Raw genomic sequence first — 26,445 nt, forward strand, 5'->3', positions numbered from 1 at the left:
CGGGGCTGCGAGAATCATGAAGATCCACAAGTACGACACCGTCATCGTCGGCGCCGGTGGCGCGGGCATGCGCGCCGCCATCGAGGCGACGAAGCGCAGCCGCACCGCGGTGCTGACCAAGCTGTACCCCACCCGCTCCCACACGGGCGCCGCGCAGGGCGGCATGGCCGCCGCGCTCGCCAACGTGGAGGAGGACAACTGGGAGTGGCACACCTTCGACACGGTCAAGGGCGGTGACTACCTGGTCGACCAGGACGCCGCCGAGATCCTGGCGAAGGAGGCCATCGACGCCGTCCTCGACCTGGAGAAGATGGGCCTGCCGTTCAACCGCACCAAGGACGGCACCATCGACCAGCGCCGCTTCGGCGGTCACAGCCGCAACCACGGCGAGGCGCCGGTGCGCCGGTCCTGCTACGCCGCGGACCGCACCGGCCACATGATCCTCCAGACGCTGTACCAGAACTGCGTCAAGGAGGGCGTGGAGTTCTTCAACGAGTTCTACGTCCTGGACCAGCTGATCACCGAGGTCGACGGCGTCAAGCGCTCGGCCGGTGTCGTCGCCTACGAGCTGGCGACCGGCGAGATCCACGTCTTCCAGGCGAAGGCCGTCATCTACGCCTCCGGCGGCTGCGGCAAGTTCTTCAAGGTGACCTCCAACGCGCACACCCTCACCGGAGACGGCCAGGCCGCCGTCTACCGCCGGGGCCTGCCGCTGGAGGACATGGAGTTCTTCCAGTTCCACCCGACCGGCATCTGGCGCATGGGCATCCTGCTCACCGAGGGTGCCCGCGGTGAGGGCGGCATCCTGCGCAACAAGGACGGCGAGCGCTTCATGGAGAAGTACGCTCCCGTCATGAAGGACCTGGCGTCCCGTGACGTCGTGTCCCGCTCCATCTACACGGAGATCCGCGAGGGCCGCGGCTGTGGTCCCGAGGGCGACCACGTCTACCTCGACCTCACGCACCTGCCGCCGGAGCAGCTGGACGCCAAGCTCCCGGACATCACCGAGTTCGCGCGTACGTACCTCGGCATCGAGCCGTACACGGACCCGATCCCGATCCAGCCGACCGCGCACTACGCGATGGGCGGCATCCCGACGAACGTCGAGGGTGAGGTCCTGGCGGACAACACCACCGTCGTCCCGGGCCTGTACGCGGCCGGCGAGGTCGCCTGTGTCTCCGTGCACGGCGCCAACCGTCTCGGCACCAACTCGCTGCTGGACATCAACGTCTTCGGCCGCCGCGCGGGCATCGCCGCCGCCGAGTACTCGGCGAAGGCCGACTTCGTGGAGCTGCCGGAGAACCCGGAGACCCTCGTCGTCGAGCAGATCGAGCAGCTGCGCAACTCCACGGGCAACGAGCGCGTGGCCACGCTCCGTCGCGAGCTGCAGGAGACCATGGACGCCAACGTCATGGTGTTCCGCACCGAGCAGACGATCAAGACGGCCGTCGAGAAGATCGCCGAGCTGCGCGAGCGCTACAAGAACGTGGCGATCCAGGACAAGGGCAAGCGGTTCAACACGGACCTCCTGGAGGCGATCGAGCTGGGCAACCTGCTCGACCTGGCCGAGGTCATGGCGGTGTCCGCGCTGGCCCGCAAGGAGTCCCGCGGCGGTCACTACCGCGAGGACTACCCGAACCGCGACGACGTCAACTTCATGCGCCACACCATGGCGTACCGCGAGGTCGGCGCCGACGGCTCGGAAACCGTCCGTCTCGACTACAAGCCGGTCGTCCAGACCCGCTACCAGCCGATGGAGCGTAAGTACTGATGGCAACCCCCGTTCTGGACAAGGATGAGGCCGCCGGCCGGCCCGAGCCCGGCTTCGCCGACTCCCCCTACATCACGGTCACCTTCCGGATCCGCCGGTTCAACCCGGAGGTCTCGGCGGAGGCGGTCTGGGAAGACTTCCAGCTGGAGATCGACCCGAAGGAGCGTGTCCTCGACGGCCTCCACAAGATCAAGTGGGACGTCGACGGCACCCTCACCTTCCGCCGCTCGTGCGCGCACGGCATCTGCGGCTCGGACGCGATGCGGATCAACGGCAAGAACCGTCTTGCCTGCAAGACGCTGATCAAGGACATCAACCCCGAGAAGCCGATCACGGTCGAGCCCATCAAGGGCCTGACGGTCCTGAAGGACCTGGTCGTGGACATGGAGCCGTTCTTCCAGGCGTACCGGGACGTCATGCCGTTCCTGGTCACCAAGGAGACGAACGAGCCGACGCGCGAGCGTCTGCAGTCCGCCGAGGACCGCGAGCGCTTCGACGACACGACGAAGTGCATCCTCTGCGCCGCCTGCACCTCCTCCTGCCCGGTGTTCTGGAACGACGGCCAGTACTTCGGTCCGGCCGCGATCGTGAACGCCCACCGCTTCATCTTCGACAGCCGTGACGAGGCGGGCGAGCAGCGCCTGGAGATCCTCAACGACCGTGACGGCGTGTGGCGTTGCCGTACGACCTTCAACTGCACGGACGCCTGCCCGCGTGGCATCGAGGTCACCAAGGCGATCCAGGAAGTGAAGCGCGCGCTCATCACGCGCCGCTACTGATCTTCGCGGTCATCCGCAGCCGGCCCGAGGGCCCTGCTTCCGATCCTCCGGAAGCAGGGCCCTCGGGCGTTTTTGTCGGATTTCACCGACCCTCGGTTCTAATGTGACGACATGTCAGACGAAGAGTCGTACGAACTGCTCGGTTTCGACAACGTGCTGCTCCCCGTCGGCGCCCTCGGCGAGGCCCTCGACTTCTACCAGCGGGCCGGGTTCACCGTGGGGTTCCGGTTCGACGAGGCCGGGATCGCGCAGCTGAGGGTCGGCGGGGAGATGCCCGGGATCCTGTTGCGCGCCGAGGAGGCGCTGGGACACCGGACGCCGCCGTGGCCCTCGCCGCGCGTCTGGCTGGAGGTGCCGGACGCACGGGCGGCGGCGCGGGAGCTGGCCGCGGCCGGCATCGCACCGCTGGACGAGGTGTTCCGCGTGGCCACCGGCTGGACCGTGGAGTTCGCCGATCCGTGGGGCAACGTCCTCGGGTTCACGGACTACACCAAGCGCCCGGAGCTGGGCCGCCGTTACTGACCCCGCCCGCCCCCCTGCCGGGTTGAACACGTTCAAAAACAGGTCTACAGTCATCCCTGTCAGCGTTTTGAACGCGTTCAAGAAGGGGTGGGGCATGGACCGCACCGTCATCGCCTACGTCATCTACCTGGTCGTCAGCATCGGGCTGACCATCTGGGTGGCCCGCACGCTCAGCCGTAACGGCCGGGTCTTCCTCGCCGACGTACTGCGCGACGAAAAGCTCGCGGACGCCGTCAACCACCTCCTGGTCGTCGGCTTCTACCTGGTCAACCTCGGCTTCGTGGCGCTGTACCTGAGCGGGGACGAGACGATCGAGGACACCCGCGGGATCTTCGAGGCCCTGTCGACCAAGCTGGGCGTGGTCCTGCTGGTGCTCGGCGGGATGCACCTGGGCAACGTGTACGTGCTCAACCGGATCCGCCGGCGCGGGATCATGGAGCGCGAGCAGCTGCCGCCGGTCACCCCGCAGGAGTGGATCGCCCCGGCGGCCGGGGCGTGACCGCCGTGACCACTCCGCAGGACCGGGGCGCCACGCGCGCCCCGGTCCGCGGGCTGACCGTCCTGTACGACGCCGAGTGCGGCCTGTGCACGCACCTGCGCAACTGGCTCGTACGGCAGCCGCAGCTGGTGCCGCTGGAGCTGCTGCCGGCGGGCTCGGACCGGGCCCGGGCCCGCTTCCCCGGGCTCGACCACCGCGCCACCCTCGACGAGGTGACCGTCGTCGGCGACCTGGGTCAGGTCTACCGGGGCGCCCGCGCCTGGATCGTCGTCCTGTGGGCCCTGCGCGAGCACCGCCCCCTCGCCCACCGGCTGAGCACTCCGGCCGGCGCCCGGCTCGCCCGCGGCGCGGTGCTCGCGGCGGCGAAGTGGCGCGGGTCGCAGGGGGGCAGGTCGCAGGGGGGCGGGCATCAGACCTACCGCCGGTCGGACGGGTGGACGTACCACCCCAGCAGGGGCTGGAGCTACAGCCCGCCGCCCTGCTCGGACGGGTCCTGCGCCACCGGTTAGCTCCGCCACCGCACTCGTTAGGCTCTTCTACCGTGCCCGCGAAGAACGACGGCCCCGAGACGGCCGGCTCCCCCAGCAGCAAGTCCGAGCAGACCCGCGCGCTGATCCTGGAGACCGCCATGCGGTTGTTCCAGGAGCGCGGGTACGACAAGACCACCATGCGGGCCATCGCCCAGGAGGCCGGGGTCTCCGTCGGCAACGCCTACTACTACTTCGCGGGCAAGGAACACCTGATCCAGGGCTTCTACGACCGGCTCGCCGCCGAGCACCGGGCGGCGGTCCGCGAGGTTCTGGACCGGGAGACCGACCTGGAGGCGCGGCTCGCGGGCGTACTGACCGTGTGGCTCGACATCGCCCGGCCGTACCACGAGTTCGCCGTGCAGTTCTTCAAGAACGCCGCCGACCCCGACAGCCCGCTCAGCCCCTTCTCGCCGGAGAGCGAGCACGCCCGGGAGGAGGCCATCGGGGTGCACCGGGAGGTGCTGGCGGGCTCGAAGTCCAAGGTCGCCCCCGAACTGCGGGACATCCTCCCGGAATTGATGTGGCTCTCCCAGATGGGCCTGGTCCTGTACTGGATCTTCGACCGCACCGAGGACCGCGAGCGCAGCTACCGCCTGGCCCGCCGCGGCGCCCGGCTGACCGCCCGCGGAGTGGCGCTCGCCCGCTTCCGCGTGCTGCGCCCCCTGGTCCTGGAGGTCCATGAACTGTTCACGGACTTCCTGCCCGGCATGACGAGGGCACTGCCGGACCCGCGGACCAAGGGGCGGAAGAAGGAGGAGTGATCCGGGTCAGATCCACTGCAGGCGCCACAGGCGGAACACGCCCGTGCCGTCGTCCAGGTACTGGCCGCCGCCCACGTCCTCGGTGCTCACCACGTACGACTTGCGCTGCCACAGCGGGATCAGCGGGACGTCCCGGGCGATGTCCTGCTGGATGGCCTTGAAGTCGTTCGCGGCCCGGCTGCGGTCGGCGAACTGCTGGCTGTCCAGCACGAGATGGTCGACCAGCTTGTTGCTGTACCCGGTGGCCAGCGTGGACCCGGTGCCGACGAGCGGGCCGCCGAAGGTGTCGGGGTCGGGATAGTCGGGCACCCAGCCGACCGCCCACGCGTCCATCTTCCCGGCCGCCCAGCGCTTCTGGAAGTCGGTCCACTCGTACCCCCTGACGTCCACCTTGAACAGGCCGCCCGCCTCCAGCTGCCTCTTCAGCGCCGCGGCCTCCTGCTCACCGGCGCCCCGGTTCCTGCCGTAGCCGAGGGTGAAGCGCACCGGCAGGCTCACCCCCGCCTGGGTGAGCAGCTCTCGCGCCTGCTGCACGCTCTGCTTCGGGTAGTCGTCGAAGAAGGAGGTGGTGTGGCCGGTGATGCCGGTCGGGATCAGCGAGTACAGCGGGTCGACCGTGCCCTCGTAGACCGTCGCGGCCAGTTGCTCGCGGTCGACCAGCCAGGCCATCGCGCGCCGCACCCGCACATCGCGCAGCGGGGAGGCCGGACGGGTGTTGAGGTACAGGTTGCGGGTCTCGGCGCTGTCGGACTCGGTGACGCGCTGGCCGGGATCGCTCGGGTTCAGCTGGGAGAGCACGTGCGGCGGCAGGTCACGGGTGGCGACGTCGACGCGGCCCGACTTCCAGGCGCTGTCGAGTTTCGCCGAGTCGGCGTAGTAGCGCAGCTCGACGGGGCGGCCGGTGCCGCCGAGGTCGCCCTTGTAGCGCCCGTTGGGCCGCAGTTCGGCCTGCTCGCCCTTGGTGTACGACGCCAGCGTGTACGGGCCCGTGCCGTCGACCGCCGTACCGGTGCGCAGGGAGCCGGCCGGGTAGCTGTCCTTGTCCACGATCGACCCGGCGCCCGTGGCGACCTTCAGCGGGAAGGTGGCGTCCGGGGACGACAGATGGAAGGTGACGCTCGTCGCGCTGTCGGCGGTCACCGAGCCGAGCGTGGAGAACAGCGACGCCGGGCCGACCTCGGAGTTGATCTTCTTGACGCGGTCGAAGGAGTACTTCACGTCCTCGGCCGTCATCGCGCGCCCGCTCGGGAAGGTGATGCCGGAGCGCAGCGTGCACCGGTACGTGCGCAGGCCGCTGCCCTGGAAGGCGCAGCTCTGTGCCGCGTCCGGGACCGGCTCGACACCGCCCGGCTCGAACGTCAGCAGCGACTGGAAGACATTGCTGAACAGCGCCCAGGAACCGGCGTCGTAGGCACCGGCCGGGTCGAGGTCCGTGACGGCGTCCGTCGTACCGACCGTGATGGTCCTGTTCTTGTTCCCCTGCGACGGCAGCAGCTGCCAGCCGCCGATTCCCACGACCGCGAGCACGAGCAGTGTCACGAGAACGCGCATGCGAACAGATCGCATGGTGGTGCCCTCCCCAGGCCTTCAAAGGCCCTACCCCTGGCCAGCACTGTTTCGCCACCCCCTAGTGGCGCGGCTCACCTAATCACACCTGTTTCAGCGGGGGGAAGGGCTTTCTGACCAGATGTGCAAGAACTTACCGAGGCGTTGTTTCCGCCTGGTTTCACAGTGCCTTCACAGGCGTGGGAGCGGTTCCGTGGGGGTGCCGGGGAGGTCGGCTATGACGTGCGGCGCAGGGCTCGCAGTCCGCGCAACCCGATGACGCCGATGACCGTCCCCCATACGAAGGAGACGACCGCCAGCAGCAGGTGCACCCAGAAGTACGCGGTCGGGTGGCCGTGATCGAAGGCCAGACCGCTGGCGTCCTTGATCAAGTTCTTGACGAAAGTGACCCAGATGACCCAGGACCACACCCCGAAAACGAGCAGGAACCAGGAGACCGGGCGGCTGAGCTTCATGGCACCAGTATCACCGCCGGCTGTCCGGTTCCGTGCCGGGGGTGAGCTGCGTCATGGGACTCCAGGGCCGACAAAAGGTACGTTCTCGACCGTGTCCGCTCCGAAGAAGACCGGCCGGCGATTCCTGCTGGCCGCCCCCGCCGCCCTGCTGTCCCTGTCCGTCACCGCGCCCGCCGCCCTCGCCGCCCCCAGCCCGTCGGCGAGTCCGACGGCGACGCCCCCGGCCCGCATGTCCACCGTGGGCGGGGAGCGGCTCGGGCAGCCCGGCACGCAGGTGAACCTCGCCCCGGGTGTCCCCGTGCTGCCCAAGGACCTCACCGCCCGCTCCTGGATCGTCTCCGACGCGGAGTCCGGCGAGGTGCTCGCCGCGCACAACGCGCACTGGCGGCTGCCCCCGGCCAGCACCCTGAAGATGCTGTTCGCGGACACCCTGCTGCCCCGGTTCCCCAAGACCATGGAGCACAAGGTGGCGCCGGCCGACCTCGCGGGCGTGGGCGTCGGCTCCAGCGTGGTCGGGATAAAGGAGGGCCGCTCCTACACCGTCCGCGACCTGTGGCTCGGTGTCTTCCTGCGCTCGGGCAACGACGCCGTGCACGTGCTGTCCGCGATGAACGACGGGGTCGCGCAGACCGTCAGGGACATGCAGGACCACGCCGGCGAACTCCAGGCCCTGGACACCCACGTGATCTCCCCCGACGGCTACGACGAGCCGGGACAGGTGTCCTCGGCGTACGACCTGACGCTGTTCGCCCGGTCCGGGCTGCAGAAGAAGGACTTCCGCGACTACTGCTCGACCGTGAGCGCCAGGTTCGAGTCCGGTGAGATCCGCAACACCAACCGGCTGCTGAGCGGCGACACCGACGTGCCGGTCTACCAGGGCATCGCCGGGGTGAAGAACGGCAACACCACCGACGCGGGCGCCACGTTCACCGGCGTCGCCGAGCGCAACGGCAAGGTGTTGCTGGTCACGGTGATGAACCCGCAGAAGCACGAGCACAACGAGGTCTACAAGGAGAGCGCGAAGCTCCTGGACTGGGGCTTCCAGGCGGCCGGCAAGGTCACCCCGGTGGGCGAGCTGGTGCCGCCGAGGAACGCCGTGCCGAGCGCCGCGCCCAGCGCCTCCGCCGGACGCTCCGCGGAGGCCGGCGGCTCCGGGGCCAGGCCGGTGGCCGGTGCCACCTCCGGATCCGGCGGCGTCGGCACCGCCGCGGCCATCGCGGGCGGGGTGCTGGTACTGCTCGCGGGCGGGGCGTTCCTGATCAACCGCCGGTGGCCGCTGCCGGACCTGATGCGCCGCCGGTCGCGCCCGTGACCTCGACGGCCGCCGCCTCCTTGCCCTGCGTCGCCGTCCAGGAGGCGCAGAACAGGACGAGTTTCGACGTGAAGTTGATCCACAGCAGCAGCGCCACGGGGACACCGAACGCGCCGTACATGCTCTTCGCGGCCACTCCCTGGATGTAGCCGCTCAGCAGCAGCTTGAGCAGTTCGAAGCCGACCGCGCCGAGCAGCGCCGCCACCAGCAGGCGGCGGCGCGGCGGTTCGACCCCGGGCAGCAGGGTCAGGACGTAGAGCAGGACCAGGAAGTCGCCGAGCACGGCGACGGCGAACGCGGCGACCCGCAGCAGCGCGCTGCCCCAGCCGTGCTCGGCCAGGCCGAGATGGCGCGAGACCAGGCCGACGGCGGCCGAGGCGAGGGTGGACGCGGCGAGCGTGACCAGCAGGGCCCCGCCCAGGCCGAGCAGGATGCCGGCGTCCTTGGCCTTGAGCACCAGCGGGTTCTGCTGCTGGTCGGGCAACTCCCAGACCGCGCGCAGGCAGTCCCGCACCTGACCCACCCAGCCGATGCCGATGAACAGCAGCACGGCGCCCGCGATGACACCGACGGTGCCGGCGTTCTGGACCAGCGAGCTGAGGTCCAGCTGGTCGGAGACGACGCCGGGGAACTGCTCGGCGATCTTGGTCTGGACCGTCCTCTGCCGGTCCTCGCTGAGCGTGGCGGCGCTGACCGCGGCGGCCAGGGTCAGCAGCGGGAACAGCGCCACGAAGCTGACGAACGTCATGGCGGCGGCCAGCCGGGCCCACTTCACCCGGTCCAGCCGTTCGTAGCAGCGCCACGCGTGCGTGGTCATCAGGCGCGTGACGACCGGCCCGATGCCGGGGAGTCTCTTCAGCCAGTCCATGATCCGTCCCTGCCCCTGCCGGCACGCTCGTATGACATCCCACTAATGCCCCATTGTGTGGAGCGGGCGAATGTTCCGTAACTGACTACCCATAGTGGGGCGATACGGTCACCGACATCGCGCGCTGCGCCGCCGGCTGGACCCGCGCGGGGTGTTCGTCTCCGACCTCGCCCGCCGGCTCGGCCTCTAGCCCCCGCCCCAGAACTCCAGGAGCTGCTGTGAAGGACGCCTTCGGTCTCCCCCGGTCCCTGCTCGTCCTCGGCGGCACGTCCGGCATCGCGCTGGCCACCGCACGCCGGCTGATCGCCCGCCGCACCCGCACGGTGTGGCTCGCGGGCCGCCCCTCCCCGGCCCTGGAACAGGCCGCCGAGGATCTGCGCACGCTCGGCGCGGACGTGCGCACCGTCGCCTTCGACGCACTCGACACCGGGTCCCACGAGACCGTCCTCGGCAAGGTGTTCGCCGAGGGCGACATCGACCTGGTACTGCTCGCCTTCGGCCTCCCCGGCGACCAGGCCCACGACGAGCGCGATCCGGTGCGCGCCGTGCAGGTCGCCCAGACCAACTACACCGGAGCCGTCTCCGCCGGCCTGGTGGCCGCCCGGGCGCTGCAGACCCAGGGCCACGGCTCCCTGGTGGTCCTCTCCTCGGTCGCCGGCGAGCGGGCCCGCCGCGCCGACTTCATCTACGGCTCCAGCAAGGCCGGCCTCGACGCCTTCGCCCAGGGCCTCGGCGACGCCCTGCACGGCACGGGGGCGCATGTCATGGTCGTGCGGCCGGGGTACGTCCGCGGGGAGGGCCCTTTCACGACGACTCCGGAGGCGGTCGCCACGGCCATCGAACTGGGCCTGCGCCGCCGTTCGGAGGTGGTCTGGGTGCCGGGAGCGCTGCGGCTGGTGATGTCGGCCCTGCGGCACATGCCCAGGGCGCTGTTCCGACAGCTGCCGCTGTGAGGATCCCGGCGCTACGACACCGCGCTGCTTCGGCCCAGCCCCCGGAGCGCACCGGCCTGCGGCGGCACCACGGCCCCGCCGAACGCGTACTCCCGCAGCTTGCGCCACACCCCGTCGGCCCCCTGCTCGTACAGGGCGAAACCCGTGCACGGCCACTGCGCGTCGAAGCCGGCCAGCTCCTCGAACGCGCGGTCCATCGCCGCCTCTTCGATGCCGTGCGCGACGGTGACGTGCGGGTGGTACGGGAACTGCAGCTCCCGCGGCACCGGCCCGGACGCGTCCCGCACCCGCTGCTGCAGCCAGGTGCAGCCCTCGGCGCCCTGCACGACACGGACGTAGACCACCGGGGACAGCGGACGGAACGTGCCGGTGCCGGACAGCCGCATCGGGAACGGCCGGCCCACCGCGGCGACCTCGGTGAGGTGCGCCTCGACGGCCGGCAGCTCGGCCTCGTCGATCTCCGTCGGCGGCAACAGCGTGACGTGCGTGGGGATGCCGTGAGCCGCGGCGTCGCCGAAGCCCGCGCGCCGCTCCTGGAGCAGGCTGCCGTAGGGCTCCGGGACCGCGATCGACACGCCGATCGTTACGGTCCCCACGTCGTCTCCTGTCGTCGTGCCCGTGTTCCCGTGTCTGTTTTCTGCTCAGCCGTCGGTTTCTTCTCACCCGTCGGCTATCGACTGTACGGCCATGGCTGTCCTGTGGGCAGGCGCACTGGAAGTGATGTGCAGCGCTCTGTCCGGCCGGACGCGTGTGCGGTCGTACGCCTGGATACGCCCGGCGCCCGTCAGTGCTTCGCCGGCAGGAAACCCACCCGGTCGTAGGCCTGCGCGAGCGTCTCCGCGGCGACCGCGCGCGCCTTCTCCGCACCCTTGGCCAGGACCGAGTCGAGCGTCTCGGAGTCGTCCAGGTACTGCTGGGTGCGCTCGCGGAACGGCGTCACGAACTCGACCATGATCTCGGCGAGGTCGGTCTTCAGGGCGCCGTACATCTTGCCCTCGTAGTCCCGCTCCAGCTCGGCGACCGACCTGCCGGTGAGGGTCGAGTAGATGGTGAGCAGGTTGCTGACGCCCGGCTTGTTCTCCGCGTCGTAGCGGATCACGGTGTCGGTGTCGGTGACGGCGCTCTTGACCTTCTTGGCCGTGGTCTTCGGCTCGTCGAGCAGGTTGACCAGGCCCTTCGGCGTGGACGCCGACTTGCTCATCTTGATCGACGGGTCCTGGAGGTCGTAGATCTTCGCCGTCTCCTTCAGGATGTACGGCGACGGGATCACGAAGGTCTCACCGAAGCGGCCGTTGAAGCGCTCGGCCAGGTCGCGGGTCAGCTCGATGTGCTGGCGCTGGTCCTCGCCGACCGGCACCTCGTTCGCCTGGTACAGCAGGATGTCGGCGACCTGCAGGACCGGGTACGTGAACAGGCCGACGGAGGCGCGGTCGGCGCCCTGCTTGGCGGACTTGTCCTTGAACTGGGTCATGCGGCTCGCCTCGCCGAAGCCGGTGAGGCAGTTCATGATCCAGGCGAGCTGCGCGTGCTCGGGGACGTGGCTCTGGACGAAGAGCGTGCAGCGGTCCGGGTCCAGACCGGCGGCCAGCAGCTGGGCCGCGGCGAGCCGGGTGTTGGCGCGCAGCTCCTCCGGGTCCTGCGGGACCGTGATCGCGTGCAGGTCGACGACCATGTAGAACGCGTCGTGGGACTCCTGCAGGGCCACCCACTGACGGACGGCACCGAGGTAGTTGCCGAGGTGGAACGAGCCGGCGGTGGGCTGGATACCGGAGAGCACGCGGGGTCGGTCAGTCGCCATGCTTTTTATTGTCTCAGAGAGCTCGGGGGGTTCGGTGCGTGGGGAACTGCGGACCGTGGTGGGCTGGTCGCGCAGTTCCCCGCGCCCCTAGGCAGGTCTAGCCAAGGTCGATTTCAGGGTAGAGCGGGAACGCCGCCACCAGGTCCGTCGCCCGCTGGGCGATCTCCGTCGACACCTTCTCGTCCAGGACGTGGGCGGCCTTGCTCGGCGCGCCGGACTTCGTCGTGCCCGGCTCGGTGGTGGTCAGGACACGGTCGATGAGGCCGGCGACCTCGTCCATCTCGGCCGCGCCCAGGCCACGGGTGGTCAGGGCGGGGGTGCCGATGCGGATGCCGGAGGTGTACCAGGCGCCGTTCGGGTCGGCCGGGATGGCGTTGCGGTTGGTGACGATGCCGGAGTCCAGCAGGGCGGCCTCCGCCTGGCGGCCGGTGAGGCCGTAGGAGGTGGCGACGTCGATCAGGTTGAGGTGGTTGTCCGTGCCGCCGGTCACCAGGGTGGCGCCGCGCCGCATCAGGCCCTCGGCCAGGGCGCGGGAGTTGTCGACGATGCGCTGGGCGTAGTCCTGGAAGGCGGGCCGCCGCGCCTCGGCGAGGGCGACGGCCTTGGCGGCCATGACGTGCGGCAGCGGGCCGCCGAGGACCATCGGGCAGCCGCGGTCGACCTGGTCCTTGAGGGAGTCGTCGCACAGGACCATGCCGCCGCGCGGGCCGCGCAGCGACTTGTGGGTGGTGGTGGTGACGATCTGGGCGTGCGGGACCGGGTCGAAGTCGCCGGTGAGGACCTTGCCGGCGACGAGGCCCGCGAAGTGGGCCATGTCGACCATCAGGGTCGCCCCGACCTCGTCGGCGATCTCCCGCATGATGCGGAAGTTCACCAGACGGGGGTAGGCCGAGTAGCCGGCGACGATGATCAGCGGCTTGAACTCGCGGGCCTGGGCGCGCAGGGCCTCGTAGTCGATGAGGCCGGTGGCCGGGTCGGTGCCGTAGGAGCGCTGGTCGAACATCTTGCCGGAGATGTTCGGGCGGAAGCCGTGGGTGAGGTGACCGCCGGCGTCCAGGGACATGCCGAGCATGCGCTGGTTGCCGAAGGCCTGGCGCAGTTCGGCCCAGTCGGCCTCGGTCAGGTCGTTGACCTGGCGGGCGCCGGTCTTCTCCAGGAAGGGGACCTCGACCCGGTCGGCCAGGACGGCCCAGAAGGCGACGAGGTTGGCGTCGATGCCGGAGTGCGGCTGGACATAGGCGTGCCGGGCGCCGAAGAGCTCGCGGGCGTGTTCGGCGGCCAGCGACTCCACGGTGTCGACGTTGCGGCAGCCGGCGTAGAAGCGGCGGCCGATGGTGCCCTCGGCGTACTTGTCGCTGAACCAGTTACCCATCGCCAGGAGGGTGGCCGGGGAGGCGTAGTTCTCGGAGGCGATCAGCTTGAGCATCTCGCGCTGGTCGGCGACCTCCTGGCCGATGGCGTCGGCGACACGCGGCTCGACGGCACGGATGACGTCGAGGGCGGCACGGAAGGCCGTGGACTCGGTGGAGAGGGGCTGCTGCTCTGGCATGAGGACCTCCGGACGGCGTGCGTAACAGCGTTCACGTTCGGCCCAGGCGCACGGCACTCTTTTCCGCTCGGGCCGCTCCCCGATGGTCCGTCCCATCCCAGCGCGCCAGTCACGGCCCGCTGATCAGCCTACCGGGCACGCCGAAGAGCAGAGATCCCGCGTCCACCATGCGAGCGACGATAGGAAAGGGGGCACCCTCAGCACCCGGCACCGTCTGGAGATCCCGTGACGACTACGGAGACACTCATCGCCGCCGCCGACGCGCACAGCGCGCACACCTACCACCCGCTGCCCGTGGTCGTCGCCTCCGCGGACGGCGCCTGGATGACGGACGTGGAGGGGCGGCGCTACCTGGACCTCCTGGCCGGCTACTCGGCGCTCAACTTCGGCCACCGCAACCAGCGGCTGATCGAGGCGGCGAAGGCCCAGCTGGACCGGGTGACCCTGACGTCCCGCGCCTTCCTGCACGACAGGTTCGCGGCGTTCTGCCGGGAGCTGGCCGAGCTGTGCGGGATGGAGATGGTGCTGCCGATGAACACCGGCGTGGAGGCGGTGGAGAGCGCGGTGAAGACGGCCCGCAAGTGGGGGTACCGGGTGAAGGGGGTGCCCGCGGAGATGGCGAAGGTCGTGGTCGCGGGCGGCAACTTCCACGGGCGGACGACGACGGTCATCAGCTTCTCGACCGACCCGGAGGCCCGGGCCGACTTCGGGCCGTACACGCCGGGGTTCCAGATCGTGCCGTACGGCGATCTGACTGCGATGCGGGAGGCGCTGACGGAGAACACCGTCGCCGTGCTGCTGGAGCCGATCCAGGGCGAGAACGGGGTGATCGTGCCACCGGCGGGCTACCTCCCGGCCGTGCGGGAGCTGACCCGGGAGCGGAACGTGCTCTTCGTCGCCGACGAGATCCAGTCGGGGCTGGGCCGGACCGGGCGGACCTTCGCGTGTGAGCACGAGGGGGTGGTGCCGGACATGTACGTACTGGGCAAGGCGCTGGGCGGCGGGATCGTGCCGGTGTCGGCGGTGGTGTCGAGCGCGGAGGTGCTCGGGGTGTTCCGGCCGGGCGAGCACGGGTCGACGTTCGGCGGGAACCCGCTGGCCTGTGCGGTGGCGCTGGAGGTGATCGCGATGCTGCGGACGGGCGAGTTCCAGTCCCGGGCGGCCCTGCTGGGCGAGCGGATGCACCGGGCGCTCGCGGCGCTGCCGGCCACGGGCACGGTGACGGCGGTGCGCGGGCGCGGGCTGTGGGCGGGCGTGGACATCGCGCCGCGGGTCGGTACCGGCCGGCAGGTGTCGGAGCGGCTGGTGGACCGCGGGGTGCTGGTGAAGGACACCCACGGCCACACGGTGCGGATCGCTCCGCCGCTGGTGATCGGCGAGGAGGACCTGGACTGGGGGCTGGAGCAGCTGCGGGCGGTGCTGGCCGGCTGAGAAGGGTGGTCTACCCGCTGAGAAGGGTGCTCTACGGGCTGAGAAGGGTGCTCTAGAGGATCACATGGGGCAGGAAGCGGGCGTACTCGTCGGTGATCAGGCCGGAGGACTCGCGGATGCCGAGACCGGCCGGCTCGTCCTGGACGACCCAGGCGCCGAGGACGACGTGGTTGCCGTCGAAGGCGGGGAGCGGGGCGAGCTGCTGGTAGCAGCAGGGCTCGTCGCGGACCGCGGCCGGGGCGCCTGGCTGGTGCACGGTGACGCCCTCGCCCTCGCGGCCGAGCAGGGGCTTGGCGACGTAGCCGGATGCGGAGGCCAGCTCGCGGGGGCCGTCGAGGTAGGCGGGGAGGAGGTGGGGGTGACCGGGGTAGAGCTCCCACAGGACGGCCAGCAGCGCCTTGTTGCTGAGCAGCATCTTCCAGGCGGGTTCGATCCACAGGGTGCTGCCGGTGCCGCCGCCGTTGTCCAGGGTGTCCAGGACGTGCCCGGCGAAGGCGTCGGTGGTGAGCCATTCCCAGGGGTAGAGCTTGAAGATGCTGCGGATGAACCGGAGCCGGTTGTCGACGAAGCGGCCGGAGAGGGTGTCCCAGCCGATCTCCTCCATGGCCAGCCAGTCGGTGTCGAGGCCGGCCTGTTCGGCGGTCTCCTTGAGATAGGCGACCGTCATCAGGTCCTCGCCGAGCTCGTCGGCCGAGGAGTGCGCGAAGTGCAGGGGGCTGCCGGGCGGGAGCAGCGCGGCCTGGGTCCGCCACGCCTCGACGAGGCGTTCGTGCAGGGAGTTCCACTGGTCGGCGCCGGGGAAGCGGTCCTCCATCCAGAACCACTGGGGGGAGGCGGCCTCCACCAGCGAGGTCGGGGTGTCGGCGTTGTACTCCAGGAGCTTGGCCGGGCCGGTGCCGTCGTAGCGCAGGTCGAACCGGCCGTAGACGGAGGGGAGTTCGGCGCGGCGGTGCCAGGCTTCGGTGACCGCGGCGGCGAGGCGCGGATCGGTGATGCCGAGGTCGGCGAGGCGGTCCTCGGCGACGATGTGCTCGGCCGCCGCGAGGCACATGCGGTGCAGTTCCCCGACGGTCTCCTCCAGCGACTCGACCTCGTCCAGGGTGAAGACGTAGTAGGCGCTCTCGTCCCAGTAGGGGCGCAGCGAGCCGTCGGGGTGGCGGGTGAGGGGGTAGACGAGGCCCTGTTCCTCGACGGTCTGCTGCCAGCCGGGGCGCGGGGTGGTGGTACGGCGTTCCATGGGGCGTGTTCCGGTCAGCCGCCGGAGCTGCCGTGGCCGCCGCCGAAGCCGCCGCGGTGGACTCCGTGGCCGCCGGAGGAGCCGCCGGAGCTCTTGTGGGGCTTGGTGAAGGAGCCGCCGCTCACCCAGGAGCCCTTCTTCTTGCCGCCGTAGTACCAGCCGCCGTTCACCGGGGTCTTGCGGGACGTGGTCGTGCAGTTCTTGTCGGAGACGACCTTGTAGCCCTTGGCGAGGGTGTAGCTGTCGCGGTCCACGCAGCGCTTGTCCGGGGCGGACGAGCAGGCGGTGAGGGCGGTGGCCAGCAGGCCCATGCCGCCGAGGACGACCGTGCCGGAGCGGAACCGCCTGGATGCCGTGGGCTGTGCGGTGGCCATGGTCGCGCGTCTCCCCTGTGCGTCGTGCTGTCGGGCGTCGTGTCCGGCGTCGTGTTTCGCCGGGCTGCCGGCCAGCCTAGAGATCGGTGAGACCGGCCGTACAGGCGGCCCGGGACTTTGCCGCTCGCCTAGAGTCCCTTTGTGTTCTTTGGAATGGTGTGCGCCCTCGGCGCAGCGGTCTGCTTCGGCACCGCGACGGTGTTGCAGGCGGTGGCCGCACGGGCCGCGAGCGCGGACAGGGGTGGCGGCGGGGACGCGGCGTTGTTGCTGCGGGCGCTGCGTCAGTGGCGGTACATCGCCGGACTGGCGCTGGACGGGCTGGGATTCCTGTTCCAGATCGCCGCGCTGCGGTCCCTGCCGATCTATGCGGTCGGCGCGGCCCTGGCGTCGAGCCTGGCGGTGACGGCGGTGGTGGCGGCACGCCTGCTGCGGGTGCGGCTGAGCGGCACGGAGTGGACGGCGGTCGCCGTCGTGTGCGCCGGGCTCGCGATGCTGGGGCTGGCGTCCGGGGCGGAGGGCAGGGAGGGCGGCTCGGACGCGTTGCGGTACGCCATGCTCGCCGTGGCGGTCGGGATACTGCTGCTCGCCTTCGCGGGCGGGCGGCTGTCGGGGGCGAGCCGGGCGCTGGTGCTGGGGCTCGGAGCCGGGTTCGGGTTCGGGGTGGTGGAGGTGACGGTCCGGCTGATCGACAGCCTGGCCCCGGCGGACCTGCTGACCAATCCGGCGACCTACGCGCTGCTGATCGGCGGCGGCGCCGCGTTCATGCTGCTCACCTCGGCCCTGCAGCGGGGGTCCGTGACGACCGCCACCGCCGGCATGGTGATCGGCGAGACGATCGGACCGGCCGCGGTGGGGGTGGTCTGGCTCGGGGACCGCACCCGGGAGGGGCTGACCTGGCTGGCGGTGCTGGGGTTCGCGGTGGCCGTGGCGGGCGCGCTGGCGCTCGCGCGCTTCGGGGAGGCGCCGGCGGAGGAGGCGCCGGGCGCCTGACGGGGGCAGCGGCGATGCGGCCCGCGAGGCGGGTCGTGTGCGGCGGGTCGTGTACGGCGGGTCGCGCGGTTCCTCGCGCCCCTCGCTCGACCGGCCGCACCCCACGCTCCACCCGCCGCACGCCGCGATCCACCGCAGCGGCGCGCGACCACGACCGCGGTGCCCGGCGATGCCGAACCCCCCGCGACAGCGCACGACCACGACCACGGTCCCCGACCACGCCGAACCCACCGCGACCCCTACGGCAGGACCCGGCACAACGCGTCCAGGGCTCCCGCCCAGGCACTGTCCGGAGGGGTCGCGTACCCCACGACCAAGGCGTCCAACGGCTCGGCGAGGGCCTGCGGGTGGCGGTGGAGGGACAGGCCGTGCAGGGCCAGGCCCTGCCAGGCCGCGGCCTGGACCACCGACTGTTCCATGCCCGCCGGCAGGCGCAGCACCGCGTGCAGACCGGCGGCGATCCCGGTGACCGTCACCTCGGGCGCGCGGGCGGTCACGGACGTGGCGAGGGCGTCGCGGCGGCGGCGGTAGCGCAGTCGGGAGGAGCGGACGTGACGGTCGTACGCTCCGGAGGTGATGAACTCGGCGAGGGTGAGCTGTTCGAGCACCCCGACGGTGTCGGTGCCGCCCTTGGCCGAGGCCGCCTCCTCCGCCACCGCCGGGGGCAGCACCATCCAGCCCAGCCGCAGCCCGGGGGCCAGGGACTTGCTGGCGGTGCCGAAGTAGATCACACGGTCGGGGTCGAGGCCCTGGAGGGCGCCGACGGGCTGACGGTCGTAGCGGAACTCGCCGTCGTAGTCGTCCTCCAGGACCAGCGCGCCGGTGCGCCGCGCCCAGTCGACGACGGCGGCCCGCCGGTCGGGGTGCAGGGGCGTGCCCATGGGGAACTGGTGGGCGGGTGTCAGCAGCACCGCGCCGGCGTCGCCCGACGCCCGGGTGTCGGTGCCGAGTTCGTCGTACGGGAGGGCGGGGGTGGCGTGGCCGGACCGCTGCAGCAGGCCCCGGTAGGCGTCGAGGCCGTACGACTCGACCGCCACCGTGCGCACCCCGCGGGCCGCGAGGACCGTCCCGGCGATGCGCAGGGCGTGCGCGAAGCCGGAGGTGATCAGCACGCTCTCCGGGTCGGTGCGGACACCGCGCACGCGCGCGAGGTACCCGGCCAGGGCGGTGCGCAGTTCGGGCAGGCCGCGCGGGTCGCCGTAGCCGAGGGCCTGGTACGGGGCGGTGGTGAGGGCGCGGCGGGCGGCCTTGAGCCACTCGGTGCGCGGGAAGGCGGCGAGGTCGGGGGCGCCGGGCAGGAGGCTGTACTCCGGACGGGCGGGTTCCCGGTGCCGTGGCCCCGCGTTCCTGCCCGGGGGCGAGCTGGCCGCCAGCTCCGCCACCCGGGTGCCGGAGCCCTGCCGGGCGGTCAGCCAGCCCTCCGCCACGAGGTCGGCGTAGGCCTCGGCGACGGTGTTGCGGGCGATGCCGAGGTCGGCGGCGAGGGACCGGGACGAGGGCAGCCGGGTGCCGGCGGCGAGGCGGCCGCTGCGGACGGCGTCCCGCAGGGCGTCGGTCAGGCCCCGGCGCAGGCCGCCCGCGCCGGTCGGTTCGAGGTGCAGGTCGACGCCCAGAGTGGCCCAGGATTCCACCATGGAAATGGACCATACTCCTGGGCTGCCTCGCTCCTAGGGTCGAGGGCATGAGCACAGACACCCGCACCGGCAAGGCCGTGGAGTACGCGGCCGAGCACACTCCCCGTATGCGCTGGGCCCAGCACGCGCCCGAGGTCTACAAGGCGATGATCCGGCTCGACGCGGCGGCCAGGCAGGGCCTGGACCCCGCGTTGTACGAGCTGGTGAAGATCCGCGCCTCACAGCTCAACCACTGCGCGCTCTGCCTCGACATGCACACCAAGGACGCGCTGGCGGCCGGCGAGAGCGTCCAGCGGATCGTTCAGCTCAGCGCCTGGGAGGAGTCGCGGCACTTCTACACCGAGAAGGAGCTGGCGGCGCTCGAGCTGACCGAGGCGATCACCGTCCTGACCGACGGCTTCGTCCCGGACGAGGTGTACGAGAAGGCCGCCGAGTACTTCGAGGAGGCCGAGCTGGCCCAGCTGATCGCCGGGATCGCGGTGATCAACGCCTGGAACCGGTTCGGTGTGGCCACCCGCGCGGTGCCCGGCCACTACCAGGCGGGGCAGCACGCGTGAGCCGTACGCAGCTGCTGGACCGTGCGGTCGGCCAGGCGATGTCCGCGCTCAGCGCGGCGGCGAAGAAGGGGCTCGGCAATCCGGTCCTCGCCGAGCTGGTCATGATCCGCGCCTCGCAGATCAACCACTGCGCCTTCTGTCTCGACATGCACCTCAAGGTGGCCCGCGGGAACGGGGAGTCGGAGGAGCGTGTCCAGCTCCTCAACGCCTGGGAGGAGGCCGAGGACCTCTACAGCGAACGGGAGCGGGCCGCGCTGGCGCTGACCGAGGCGGTCACCGTGCTGACGGAGGGCTTCGTGCCGGACGAGGTGTACGAGAGCGCCGCCAAGGTCTTCGACGAGTCCGAACTCGCCCATCTCATCGGCCTGATCACCGCCATCAACGGCTGGAACCGGCTCATGGTCAGCCGTCGTGTCCCTCCGGGGGGTCACCAGCCGTGAGCGAGCCTGGAGGGCACCGGTTCATGAGCAAGGCAGACATCTTCCGCGCGCTGCATCTGCGGCGTGCCCAGGGCGATCCGCTGGTCCTGCCCGGTCCCTGGGACGCGGCCAGTGCGCGCGTCTTCGCGGAGGCGGGGTTCCCGGCGCTGGCCACGCCGAGCGCAGGGGTGGCGGCCTCGCTCGGGTACGCGGACGGGTCGACCCCGGCCGACGAGATGTTCGCCGCGGTCGCCCGGATCACGCGGGCGGTGGACGTGCCGGTCTCGGCGGACGTCGAGGGCGGGTACGGGCTCGCGCCGAAGGAGCTGGTGGAGCGGCTGCTGGAGGCGGGTGCCGTCGGGTGCAACCTTGAGGACTCCGACGGGGGTGTCCTCAAGGACCCGCGCGAGCAGGCCGACTTCCTCGCCGAGGTGCGTACGGCCGCCGCGGACGCGTTGTTCGTCAACGCCCGCATCGACACCTTCGTGCACGGCGACCGGGATCCCGAACGGGCCATGGAGCGGGCCGCGTTGTACGTGGCGGCGGGCGCGGACTGCGTCTACCCGATCCTCGCCCCGGCGGACGTGCTGCCGCTGCTGCGGGCCGGGATCCAGGGACCGGTCAACATCAACGCCCGCCTGGACGGCGAGGGCCCCTCGCCCGCCGAACTCGGCGCACTCGGGGCCACCCGCGTCACGTTCGCGTCGGGACTGCAGAGGAAGGCGACGGCCGCGCTGCGCGAGATCGCCGACGGTCTCCTGCGGTAAGGCGGTTCAGGACAGCCACCGCTTCCACACGGAGGGGTGGCTGTCGACCCACTTCTTCGCCGCGTCCTCGGGCGACAGCTTCTGGTCGGCGATCATCAGGGAGACCTCGTTCTGGTCCTCGGTCGTCCACTTGAACTTCTTCAGGAAGGCCGCCGCCTTGCCGCCCGACTTCGCGAAGCCGGCGTTGAGGTACTTCTGCAGCGAGGTGCGCGGGTAGGCGCAGGCGACCTTCGCCGCGTCCGCGTCGCAGCCGTCCTGGTACGGCGGCAGCTTCACCTCGGTCATGGGGACCTTCTTGAACAGCCACTGGGGTGCGTACCAGTAGGTCAGGAAGGGCTTCTTCTCCTTGGCGAACTGTTTCATCTGGGTGATCTGCGCCGCCTCGGAACCGGCGAAGACGACCTGGTAGTCCAGCTTCAGGTTGTGCACCAGGGCCTTGTCGTTCGTGACGTACGACGGGGAGCCGTCCATCAGCTGGCCCTTGCCGCCGCTCTCCGCGGTGCGGAAGAGGGAGGCGTACTTGTTGAGGTTCTTCCAGTCCGTGATGTCCGGGTGCTGTTCGGCGAGGTACGTCGGCACGAACCAGCCGATGTGACCGGTCACGCCCAGGTCTCCGCCCCGCGCGATCGTCTTCTTGTCCTCGACGTACCGCTTCTCCTGGTCCGGGTGGCCCCAGTCCTCCAGGATCGCGTCGACGCGGCCCTGGCTGAGCGCGTCCCAGGCGGGCACCTCGTCGACCTGGACGGTGTCCACGCGGTAGCCCAGCTTGTGTTCCAGCAGGTACTGGGCGACGGCCACGTTGGACTGGGCGCCCACCCAGGACTGCACGGACAGGGTGACCGTCTTCGAGCCGCGGGCGTTGGCGAACGGGCTGGCCTGCTTGGTCATGTCGGCGGCGCCGCAGCCGGTGAGCAGCGACACGGTGGCCGCTCCGGTGGCGATCAGCGCCGTCCTGCGCTTCAGCTTCCTCATGTCACGCTCCCTTCGTCGTGCGTCGCTGTGTGGGCTGGGTCACCCGGTCGAGCATCAGGCCGAGGCAGACGATCGCCGCACCGGCCACCAGACCGGTCGCCAGGTCGCCCTGGGCGAGGCCGAAGGCGACGTTGTAGCCGAGCGCGCCGCCGCCGACCAGGCCGCCGATGATGACGACGGCGAGCACCAGGACCACGCCCTGGTTGACGGCGAGCAGCAACGAGCGCCTGGCGAGCGGGAGCTGGATCTGCCACAGCTGCTGGCGGCCGGTCGCGCCGAGCGAGCGCGCCGACTCCAGCGCGGCCGGGTCGACCTGGCGCAGGCCCTGCGCGGTGATCCGGACGACGGCCGGGAGGGCGTAGACGACGGCCGCGGCGACGGCGGGGGCGCGGCCGACGCCGAACAGGGCGACGACCGGGATCAGGTACACGAACTGCGGCATGGTCTGGAACACGTCCAGGACCGGGCGCAGGGCGCGTTCGACGCGTTCGCTGCGGGCGGCGGCGATACCGGTCGCCAGCCCGAGGACCAGCGTGACGGCGACCGCGGCCAGCACCTGGGAGAGCGTGTCGAGGGCCGGGCCCCACACCCCGAGCACCCCGATCGCGGCCATGGCGAGTACGGCGGTCAGGGCGGTGCGCCAGGTGCCGATCGACCAGGCCAGGGCGGCGACGATCAGCAGCACCGACCACCAGGGCAGCCACTGCAGGCCACCGCGGACGGGGTCCAGGATCCAGGTGGTGAAGTGGCCCGCCCAGTCGGCCGTGCCGCCGATGACGGGGACGCCGGAGTAGAGGTGGTTGGTCATCCAGTCGACGGCGTGGTTGACCGGTGCGGCGATGTCCAGGGTCCAGCCGGTGGGCCAGTCGAGGCGGCCGAGGAGCCGGGCGGCCAGGGCGACGGCCGCGGTGACGGCGAGGGCGTAGGGCCAGCCGATGGCACGGGTGCGGGTGTCCCCGGTGCCGGCTCCGGCGGCTGCGGTCACCCGGTCCAGCACGATCGCCAGCAGCACGATCGGGATGCCGGCGGCGAGGGCCTGGCCCACGTCGACCGAGGCGAGCGCCTGGTAGACGCGGTCGCCGAGGCCGCCGGCCCCGATGACCGCGGCGATGACGGCCATGGACAGCGCCATCATGATCGTCTGGTTGAGGCCGAGGAGGAGTTCTCCCCTGGCCAGCGGGATCCGGGCGGTCAGCAACCGCTGGCGGCGGGTCGCGCCGAGCGACTCCACGGCCTCCAGGACTTCGGGGTCGGCGCCGCGCAGACCGAGTGCGGTGAGGCGGGCCATCGGCGGGGCGGCGTACACGACGGTGGCGAGTACGGCCGCGGGGACGCCGATGCCGAAGACCAGGACGACGGGGAGGAGGTAGGCGAAGGCCGGGAGCACCTGCATGGTGTCCAGAACCGGGCGCAGGGCGCGGTCGAGCCGGTCGGAGAGGCCGGCGGCGAGGCCGAGGACCGCGCCGACGAGCGCCGAGGCGAGGACCGCCACGACCATGAGCGCGAGGGTCTGCATGGTCGGGACCCACATGCCCAGTGCTCCGCAGGCCAGGAAGGCGATCGCCGTGCCGGCGGCCAGGCGGACGCCGGCCACGCGCCAGGCGACCAGGGCGCCGAGGACGGTGACGCCGGTCCAGCCGGCGGCGAGCAGGGTGACGTAGACGGCTCGTACGGACAGGACGACCGCGTTGCTGACGTAGCCGAAGAAGTACAGGAACAGGGGGTGGCTGTCCCGGTTGTCGATGACCCAGTTGCTGGCCGTGGCGAGGGGTTTGTCGAGGCTGACGGTCAGCGCGTGGGGCCAGGCGGCGCCGGGCCAGTGGGTGGCGGCCCAGGGGGCCAGGACCGCGGCGAAGAGGGCGAGCAGGAGGAGTTTGCCCGCGGCTCGGCTCTTCAGGACGCGGGGTGTGCCGGTACCGGAGGTCGGGAGACTGAGCGTTGCCATCACACGGCCTCCGGGGTGGTGGGGGCGGCGTCCTCCGGGCTGGTGCGGGGGGCGGGCGGGTTCGCTCGCCGGGGCTTGCCGGGTGCCGCTTCGGGGGCATCGTCGGCGTCCACGGCCGCGGCGGGGGTGAGGGTGGTGACGCCGGCCACCACGTCCAGCAGCTGCTCGTGGTCCACGACGCCCAGGCACCTGCCCTCGTCCATCACCCGGGCCGGCGCGCCCGCGCGTGCCACGGCCTCGATGGCCTCGGCGACCGTGGCCTGCGGGCTGACCGCGGGTCCGTTCGCCGTGTCGTCCGCGGCGGCGGGGCGCATGGCCGTGCGGCAGGTCATCACCTGCTCGCGCGGCACGTCCCGGACGAACTCGCGGACGTAGTCGTCGGCCGGGGACCCGACGATCTCCTCGGGGGTGCCGAGCTGGACCACGCGGCCGTCGCGCATCAGCGCGATGCGGTCGCCGAGCTTCAGTGCCTCGGTGAGGTCGTGGGTGATGAAGACCATCGTGCGGCCCTCCTCGCGGTGCAGGCGGACCACCTCGTCCTGCATGTCGCGCCGGATGAGCGGGTCGAGGGCGCTGAACGGCTCGTCGAACAGCAGCACTTCGGGGTCCACGGCCAGCGCACGGGCCAGTCCCACGCGCTGCCGCTGGCCGCCCGACAGCTGGCCGGGACGGCGCTGTTCCATGCCTTCGAGGCCGACCTTGGCGACGACCTCGGCGGCCCGCTCGCGCCGTTCGGACTTGCCGACGCCCTGGATCTCCAGGCCGTAGGCCACGTTGTCGAGGACGGTGCGGTGCGGGAGCAGGCCGAAGTGCTGGAAGACCATGGCGGCCCGGTGGCGGCGCAGTTCGCGCAGGCGGCCCTTGTCCATCGCGCGGACGTCCTCGCCGTCGATGGCTATGGTGCCGGCGGTCGGTTCGATGAGGCGGGTGAGGCAGCGGACCAGCGTGGACTTGCCGGAGCCCGACAGGCCCATGACCACGAAGACCTCACCCTTGCGGACGTCGAAGGAGACGTCCCGGACGGCCGCCGTACACCCCGTGCGGGCGCGCAGGTCGGCCGGCTCCAGCGTGCTCAGCTCCGGGTCGGCGGGAATCCGCTCCGGCTTGGGGCCGAAGACCTTCCACAGGCCGGAGACCGAGAAGACGGGCTCGGTCGTGGTGGGCGGCTTGCGTGTGGGAACCGTGAACGCCATCAGGCGTCACCTCCGATCAGATCGACGGCCTTCTCCCCGACCATGAGCACCCCGATCATCGGGTTCACGGCGGGCATCGTGGGGAACACCGAGGCATCGGCGATGCGGATGCCCTCCAGACCACGGATCCTCAGCTCCGGGTCCACGACGGCCAGTTCGTCGTCGGCGGCGCCCATCCTGCAGGTGCCGGCCGGGTGGTAGACGGTGTGCGCGACCTTGCGGGCGTACTCGCTCAGCTCGGCGTCGCCGAGTACCTCGGGGCCGGGGCAGACCTCGCGCTTGAGCCAGCCGGCGAGCGGCTCCGCCTTCGCTATCTCACGGGCGATGCGGATGCCGTCGACGAGGGTCTGGCCGTCGTAGTCGTCCTCGTCGGTGAAGTACCTGAAGTCCAGGGCGGGCTTCACGGACGGGTCGGCGCTGGTCAGGTACAGCCGGCCGCGGCTCTTCGGCTTGGGGATGTTCGGGGTCATGGACACCCCGAACTCCGGCCGCTCGTAGCCCAGGCGCTCGGGGTTGTCCGTGAACGGGATCTGGTAGAAGTGGAACATCAGGTCCGGCCCCGGGTTCTGCGGGTCGCGGCGCACGAACAGGCCCGCGTCGGAGTCCATCGCGGAGTTCTCCGGGATCGGGCCGTGCGTCTCCCAGACGATGACCGACTCGGGGTGGTCCAGCAGGTTCTCGCCGACGCCCGGCAGGTCGTGCACGACGGGGATGCCGAGGGCCTGGAGGTCCTCGCGTGGTCCGATGCCCGAGTGCATCAGCAGGCGCGGGGTGTCGACGGCGCCCGCGCACAGCACGACCTCGCCCCGGGCGCGGATCAGGAGCTCCTCGCCGTCCTTGGTGCGCACGTGGACGCCCTCGGCGCGGGTGCCGTTCAGCTCCAGCCGGTACGCCCAGGTCTCCAGCAGGATGGTCAGGTTGGGCCGCTCGTCCATCACGGGGTGCAGGTACGCCACCGACGCCGAGGACCGCTTGTTGTCCTCGGGGTGGTAGGCGAGGTCGAAGAAGCCGACGCCCTCGGTGAACGGCTTGCGGTTGAAGCCCTCGACGCGGGGTACCCCGAGTGCCGACTGAGCGGCGTCGACGAAGTCGCGGGCGATGGCGTTCCGGTCCTTCTCGTCGACGGAGACGATGTTGTTCTTCAGGCGGGCGAAGTAGGCCTCCATGGGGACGGCGCCCCAGCCCTTGGCGCCGGCCTCCTCCCACTCGTCCCAGTCGGAGGGCAGCGGCTTGAAGGAGATGAGGGTGTTGTGGGAGGAGCAGCCGCCGAGGACGCGGGCGCGGCTGTGCCGGATGTGGGAGTTGCCGCGTGGCTGCTCCACCGTGGGGTAGTCGTAGTCGAGTTCGCCGCCGAGCAGGCCCATCCAGCGGCGCAGGGTGAGGACGTCGTCGCGGCCGACGTCGCTCGGGCCGCCCTCGATCACGGCGACGGTGACGTCCGGGTTCTCGGTGAGGCGGGAGGCGATGACGGAGCCCGCGGTGCCGCCGCCGATGACGACGTAGTCGTAGGTGTGGGGGGTGTGGGACATGGGGGGTACTACTCCAGGGTGTCGAAACCACGGC

Annotated in this window: 26 protein-coding genes and 1 riboswitch; of the genes, 13 read left to right on the forward strand and 13 right to left on the reverse strand. The window is 71.3% G+C overall.

Annotated features, from left to right (window positions below; genetic code table 11):
* The first annotated feature begins 16 nt into the window (after positions 1–16).
* From sdhA to IE244_RS07380, 6 genes are all read left to right on the forward strand, one after another.
* A complete protein-coding gene (sdhA, locus tag IE244_RS07355; protein WP_191871799.1) occupies positions 17–1,771 on the forward strand; it encodes a succinate dehydrogenase flavoprotein subunit in 1,755 nt (584 codons plus the stop codon).
* Positions 1,771–2,550 (forward strand): succinate dehydrogenase iron-sulfur subunit, encoded by a 780-nt coding sequence (locus IE244_RS07360; RefSeq protein ID WP_031164117.1) that lies wholly within the window; start codon positions 1,771–1,773, stop codon positions 2,548–2,550. The genes sdhA and IE244_RS07360 overlap by 1 nt, the downstream gene beginning before the upstream one ends.
* Before the next feature lie 111 nt (positions 2,551–2,661).
* A complete protein-coding gene (locus tag IE244_RS07365; RefSeq protein WP_191871800.1) occupies positions 2,662–3,072 on the forward strand; it encodes a VOC family protein in 411 nt (136 codons plus the stop codon).
* A 94-nt stretch (positions 3,073–3,166) separates the two neighbouring features.
* Positions 3,167–3,571: a hypothetical protein gene (locus tag IE244_RS07370; protein ID WP_191871801.1), complete on the forward strand. Its 405-nt coding sequence runs from the start codon at positions 3,167–3,169 to the stop codon at positions 3,569–3,571.
* Positions 3,572–3,576: 5 nt separating this feature from the next.
* Complete coding sequence (locus IE244_RS07375) at positions 3,577–4,080, forward strand: thiol-disulfide oxidoreductase DCC family protein (protein WP_191871802.1); 504 nt, start codon at positions 3,577–3,579, stop codon at positions 4,078–4,080.
* Positions 4,081–4,112: 32 nt separating this feature from the next.
* Positions 4,113–4,862 carry a TetR/AcrR family transcriptional regulator gene (locus IE244_RS07380; protein ID WP_191871803.1) on the forward strand — a complete coding sequence of 250 codons (750 nt, stop codon included), beginning with the start codon at positions 4,113–4,115 and terminating at the stop codon, positions 4,860–4,862.
* Between the two features lie 6 nt (positions 4,863–4,868).
* Here the strand turns inward: IE244_RS07380 and IE244_RS07385 are convergent, their stop codons facing one another.
* On the reverse strand, positions 4,869–6,428 hold the full coding sequence (locus IE244_RS07385; protein ID WP_191871804.1) for an ABC transporter substrate-binding protein: 1,560 nt from the start codon (positions 6,426–6,428) through the stop codon (positions 4,869–4,871).
* A 215-nt stretch (positions 6,429–6,643) separates the two neighbouring features.
* On the reverse strand, positions 6,644–6,883 hold the full coding sequence (locus IE244_RS07390; RefSeq protein ID WP_031164129.1) for an SCO4848 family membrane protein: 240 nt from the start codon (positions 6,881–6,883) through the stop codon (positions 6,644–6,646).
* 91 nt (positions 6,884–6,974) lie between these two features.
* Between IE244_RS07390 and IE244_RS07395 the strand changes: the two genes are divergently transcribed.
* On the forward strand, positions 6,975–8,195 hold the full coding sequence (locus tag IE244_RS07395) for a D-alanyl-D-alanine carboxypeptidase family protein (protein ID WP_373305717.1): 1,221 nt from the start codon (positions 6,975–6,977) through the stop codon (positions 8,193–8,195).
* Here IE244_RS07395 and IE244_RS07400 read toward each other — a convergent pair.
* A complete protein-coding gene (locus IE244_RS07400) occupies positions 8,143–9,063 on the reverse strand; it encodes a YihY/virulence factor BrkB family protein (protein ID WP_191871806.1) in 921 nt (306 codons plus the stop codon). The genes IE244_RS07395 and IE244_RS07400 overlap by 53 nt on opposite strands.
* A 218-nt stretch (positions 9,064–9,281) precedes the next feature.
* Between IE244_RS07400 and dprE2 the strand changes: the two genes are divergently transcribed.
* Complete coding sequence (gene dprE2 / locus IE244_RS07405; protein WP_191871807.1) at positions 9,282–10,016, forward strand: decaprenylphospho-beta-D-erythro-pentofuranosid-2-ulose 2-reductase; 735 nt, start codon at positions 9,282–9,284, stop codon at positions 10,014–10,016.
* 11 nt (positions 10,017–10,027) lie between these two features.
* On the opposite strand, the gene IE244_RS07410 is transcribed toward dprE2, so the two are convergent.
* The 3 genes from IE244_RS07410 to IE244_RS07420 form a co-directional block, all read right to left on the reverse strand.
* Positions 10,028–10,612, reverse strand: coding sequence for a 2'-5' RNA ligase family protein (locus IE244_RS07410; RefSeq protein ID WP_191871808.1), 585 nt, complete (start codon positions 10,610–10,612; stop codon positions 10,028–10,030).
* 188 nt (positions 10,613–10,800) lie between these two features.
* A complete protein-coding gene (gene trpS / locus IE244_RS07415) occupies positions 10,801–11,814 on the reverse strand; it encodes a tryptophan--tRNA ligase (protein WP_191871809.1) in 1,014 nt (337 codons plus the stop codon).
* Between the two features lie 97 nt (positions 11,815–11,911).
* Positions 11,912–13,363 carry a glycine hydroxymethyltransferase gene (locus IE244_RS07420; protein WP_191871810.1) on the reverse strand — a complete coding sequence of 484 codons (1,452 nt, stop codon included), beginning with the start codon at positions 13,361–13,363 and terminating at the stop codon, positions 11,912–11,914.
* 33 nt (positions 13,364–13,396) lie between these two features.
* A riboswitch (ZMP/ZTP riboswitch) is annotated at positions 13,397–13,486 on the reverse strand.
* Between the two features lie 102 nt (positions 13,487–13,588).
* On the opposite strand from IE244_RS07420, the gene rocD reads away from it, so the two are divergent.
* Positions 13,589–14,794, forward strand: coding sequence for an ornithine--oxo-acid transaminase (gene rocD, locus IE244_RS07425; RefSeq protein ID WP_191871811.1), 1,206 nt, complete (start codon positions 13,589–13,591; stop codon positions 14,792–14,794).
* Positions 14,795–14,846: 52 nt separating this feature from the next.
* Here the strand turns inward: rocD and IE244_RS07430 are convergent, their stop codons facing one another.
* Positions 14,847–16,031: a glutathionylspermidine synthase family protein gene (locus tag IE244_RS07430; RefSeq protein ID WP_191871812.1), complete on the reverse strand. Its 1,185-nt coding sequence runs from the start codon at positions 16,029–16,031 to the stop codon at positions 14,847–14,849.
* Between the two features lie 14 nt (positions 16,032–16,045).
* Positions 16,046–16,405, reverse strand: a complete 360-nt coding sequence (locus IE244_RS07435; RefSeq protein WP_191871813.1) for a hypothetical protein — start codon at positions 16,403–16,405, stop codon at positions 16,046–16,048.
* 153 nt (positions 16,406–16,558) lie between these two features.
* On the opposite strand from IE244_RS07435, the gene IE244_RS07440 reads away from it, so the two are divergent.
* A complete protein-coding gene (locus tag IE244_RS07440) occupies positions 16,559–17,395 on the forward strand; it encodes a DMT family protein (protein WP_191872154.1) in 837 nt (278 codons plus the stop codon).
* A gap of 239 nt (positions 17,396–17,634) precedes the next feature.
* Here the strand turns inward: IE244_RS07440 and pdxR are convergent, their stop codons facing one another.
* Positions 17,635–19,029 (reverse strand): MocR-like pyridoxine biosynthesis transcription factor PdxR, encoded by a 1,395-nt coding sequence (pdxR, locus tag IE244_RS07445; RefSeq protein ID WP_191871814.1) that lies wholly within the window; start codon positions 19,027–19,029, stop codon positions 17,635–17,637.
* A 47-nt stretch (positions 19,030–19,076) separates the two neighbouring features.
* Here pdxR and IE244_RS07450 point away from each other — a divergent pair, with 47 nt between their 5' ends.
* Genes IE244_RS07450 through IE244_RS07460 form a run of 3 tightly spaced genes read left to right on the forward strand, consistent with a single transcriptional unit; the run spans position 19,077 to position 20,772 of the window.
* Positions 19,077–19,586, forward strand: coding sequence for a carboxymuconolactone decarboxylase family protein (locus IE244_RS07450; protein ID WP_191871815.1), 510 nt, complete (start codon positions 19,077–19,079; stop codon positions 19,584–19,586).
* Positions 19,583–20,026 carry a carboxymuconolactone decarboxylase family protein gene (locus IE244_RS07455; RefSeq protein WP_229853992.1) on the forward strand — a complete coding sequence of 148 codons (444 nt, stop codon included), beginning with the start codon at positions 19,583–19,585 and terminating at the stop codon, positions 20,024–20,026. Before IE244_RS07450 ends, IE244_RS07455 begins: the two co-directional genes overlap by 4 nt.
* Positions 20,027–20,049: 23 nt before the next feature.
* Positions 20,050–20,772, forward strand: coding sequence for an isocitrate lyase/PEP mutase family protein (locus IE244_RS07460; RefSeq protein ID WP_191871816.1), 723 nt, complete (start codon positions 20,050–20,052; stop codon positions 20,770–20,772).
* A gap of 6 nt (positions 20,773–20,778) precedes the next feature.
* Here the strand turns inward: IE244_RS07460 and IE244_RS07465 are convergent, their stop codons facing one another.
* Genes IE244_RS07465 through IE244_RS07480 form a run of 4 tightly spaced genes read right to left on the reverse strand, consistent with a single transcriptional unit; the run spans position 20,779 to position 26,411 of the window.
* A complete protein-coding gene (locus IE244_RS07465; protein WP_191871817.1) occupies positions 20,779–21,744 on the reverse strand; it encodes an ABC transporter substrate-binding protein in 966 nt (321 codons plus the stop codon).
* A gap of 1 nt (position 21,745) precedes the next feature.
* Positions 21,746–23,689 carry an ABC transporter permease gene (locus IE244_RS07470; protein ID WP_191871818.1) on the reverse strand — a complete coding sequence of 648 codons (1,944 nt, stop codon included), beginning with the start codon at positions 23,687–23,689 and terminating at the stop codon, positions 21,746–21,748.
* Positions 23,689–24,882, reverse strand: a complete 1,194-nt coding sequence (locus IE244_RS07475) for a quaternary amine ABC transporter ATP-binding protein (protein ID WP_191871819.1) — start codon at positions 24,880–24,882, stop codon at positions 23,689–23,691. Before IE244_RS07475 ends, IE244_RS07470 begins: the two co-directional genes overlap by 1 nt.
* Entirely contained in the window at positions 24,882–26,411 is a 1,530-nt protein-coding gene (locus tag IE244_RS07480) for a GMC family oxidoreductase (RefSeq protein WP_031164170.1), read from the reverse strand. The genes IE244_RS07475 and IE244_RS07480 overlap by 1 nt, the downstream gene beginning before the upstream one ends.
* Positions 26,412–26,445: the final 34 nt, after the last annotated feature.

It is taken from the genome of Streptomyces filipinensis, assembly GCF_014649495.1.
GTDB classification, from domain to species: domain Bacteria; phylum Actinomycetota; class Actinomycetes; order Streptomycetales; family Streptomycetaceae; genus Streptomyces; species Streptomyces filipinensis.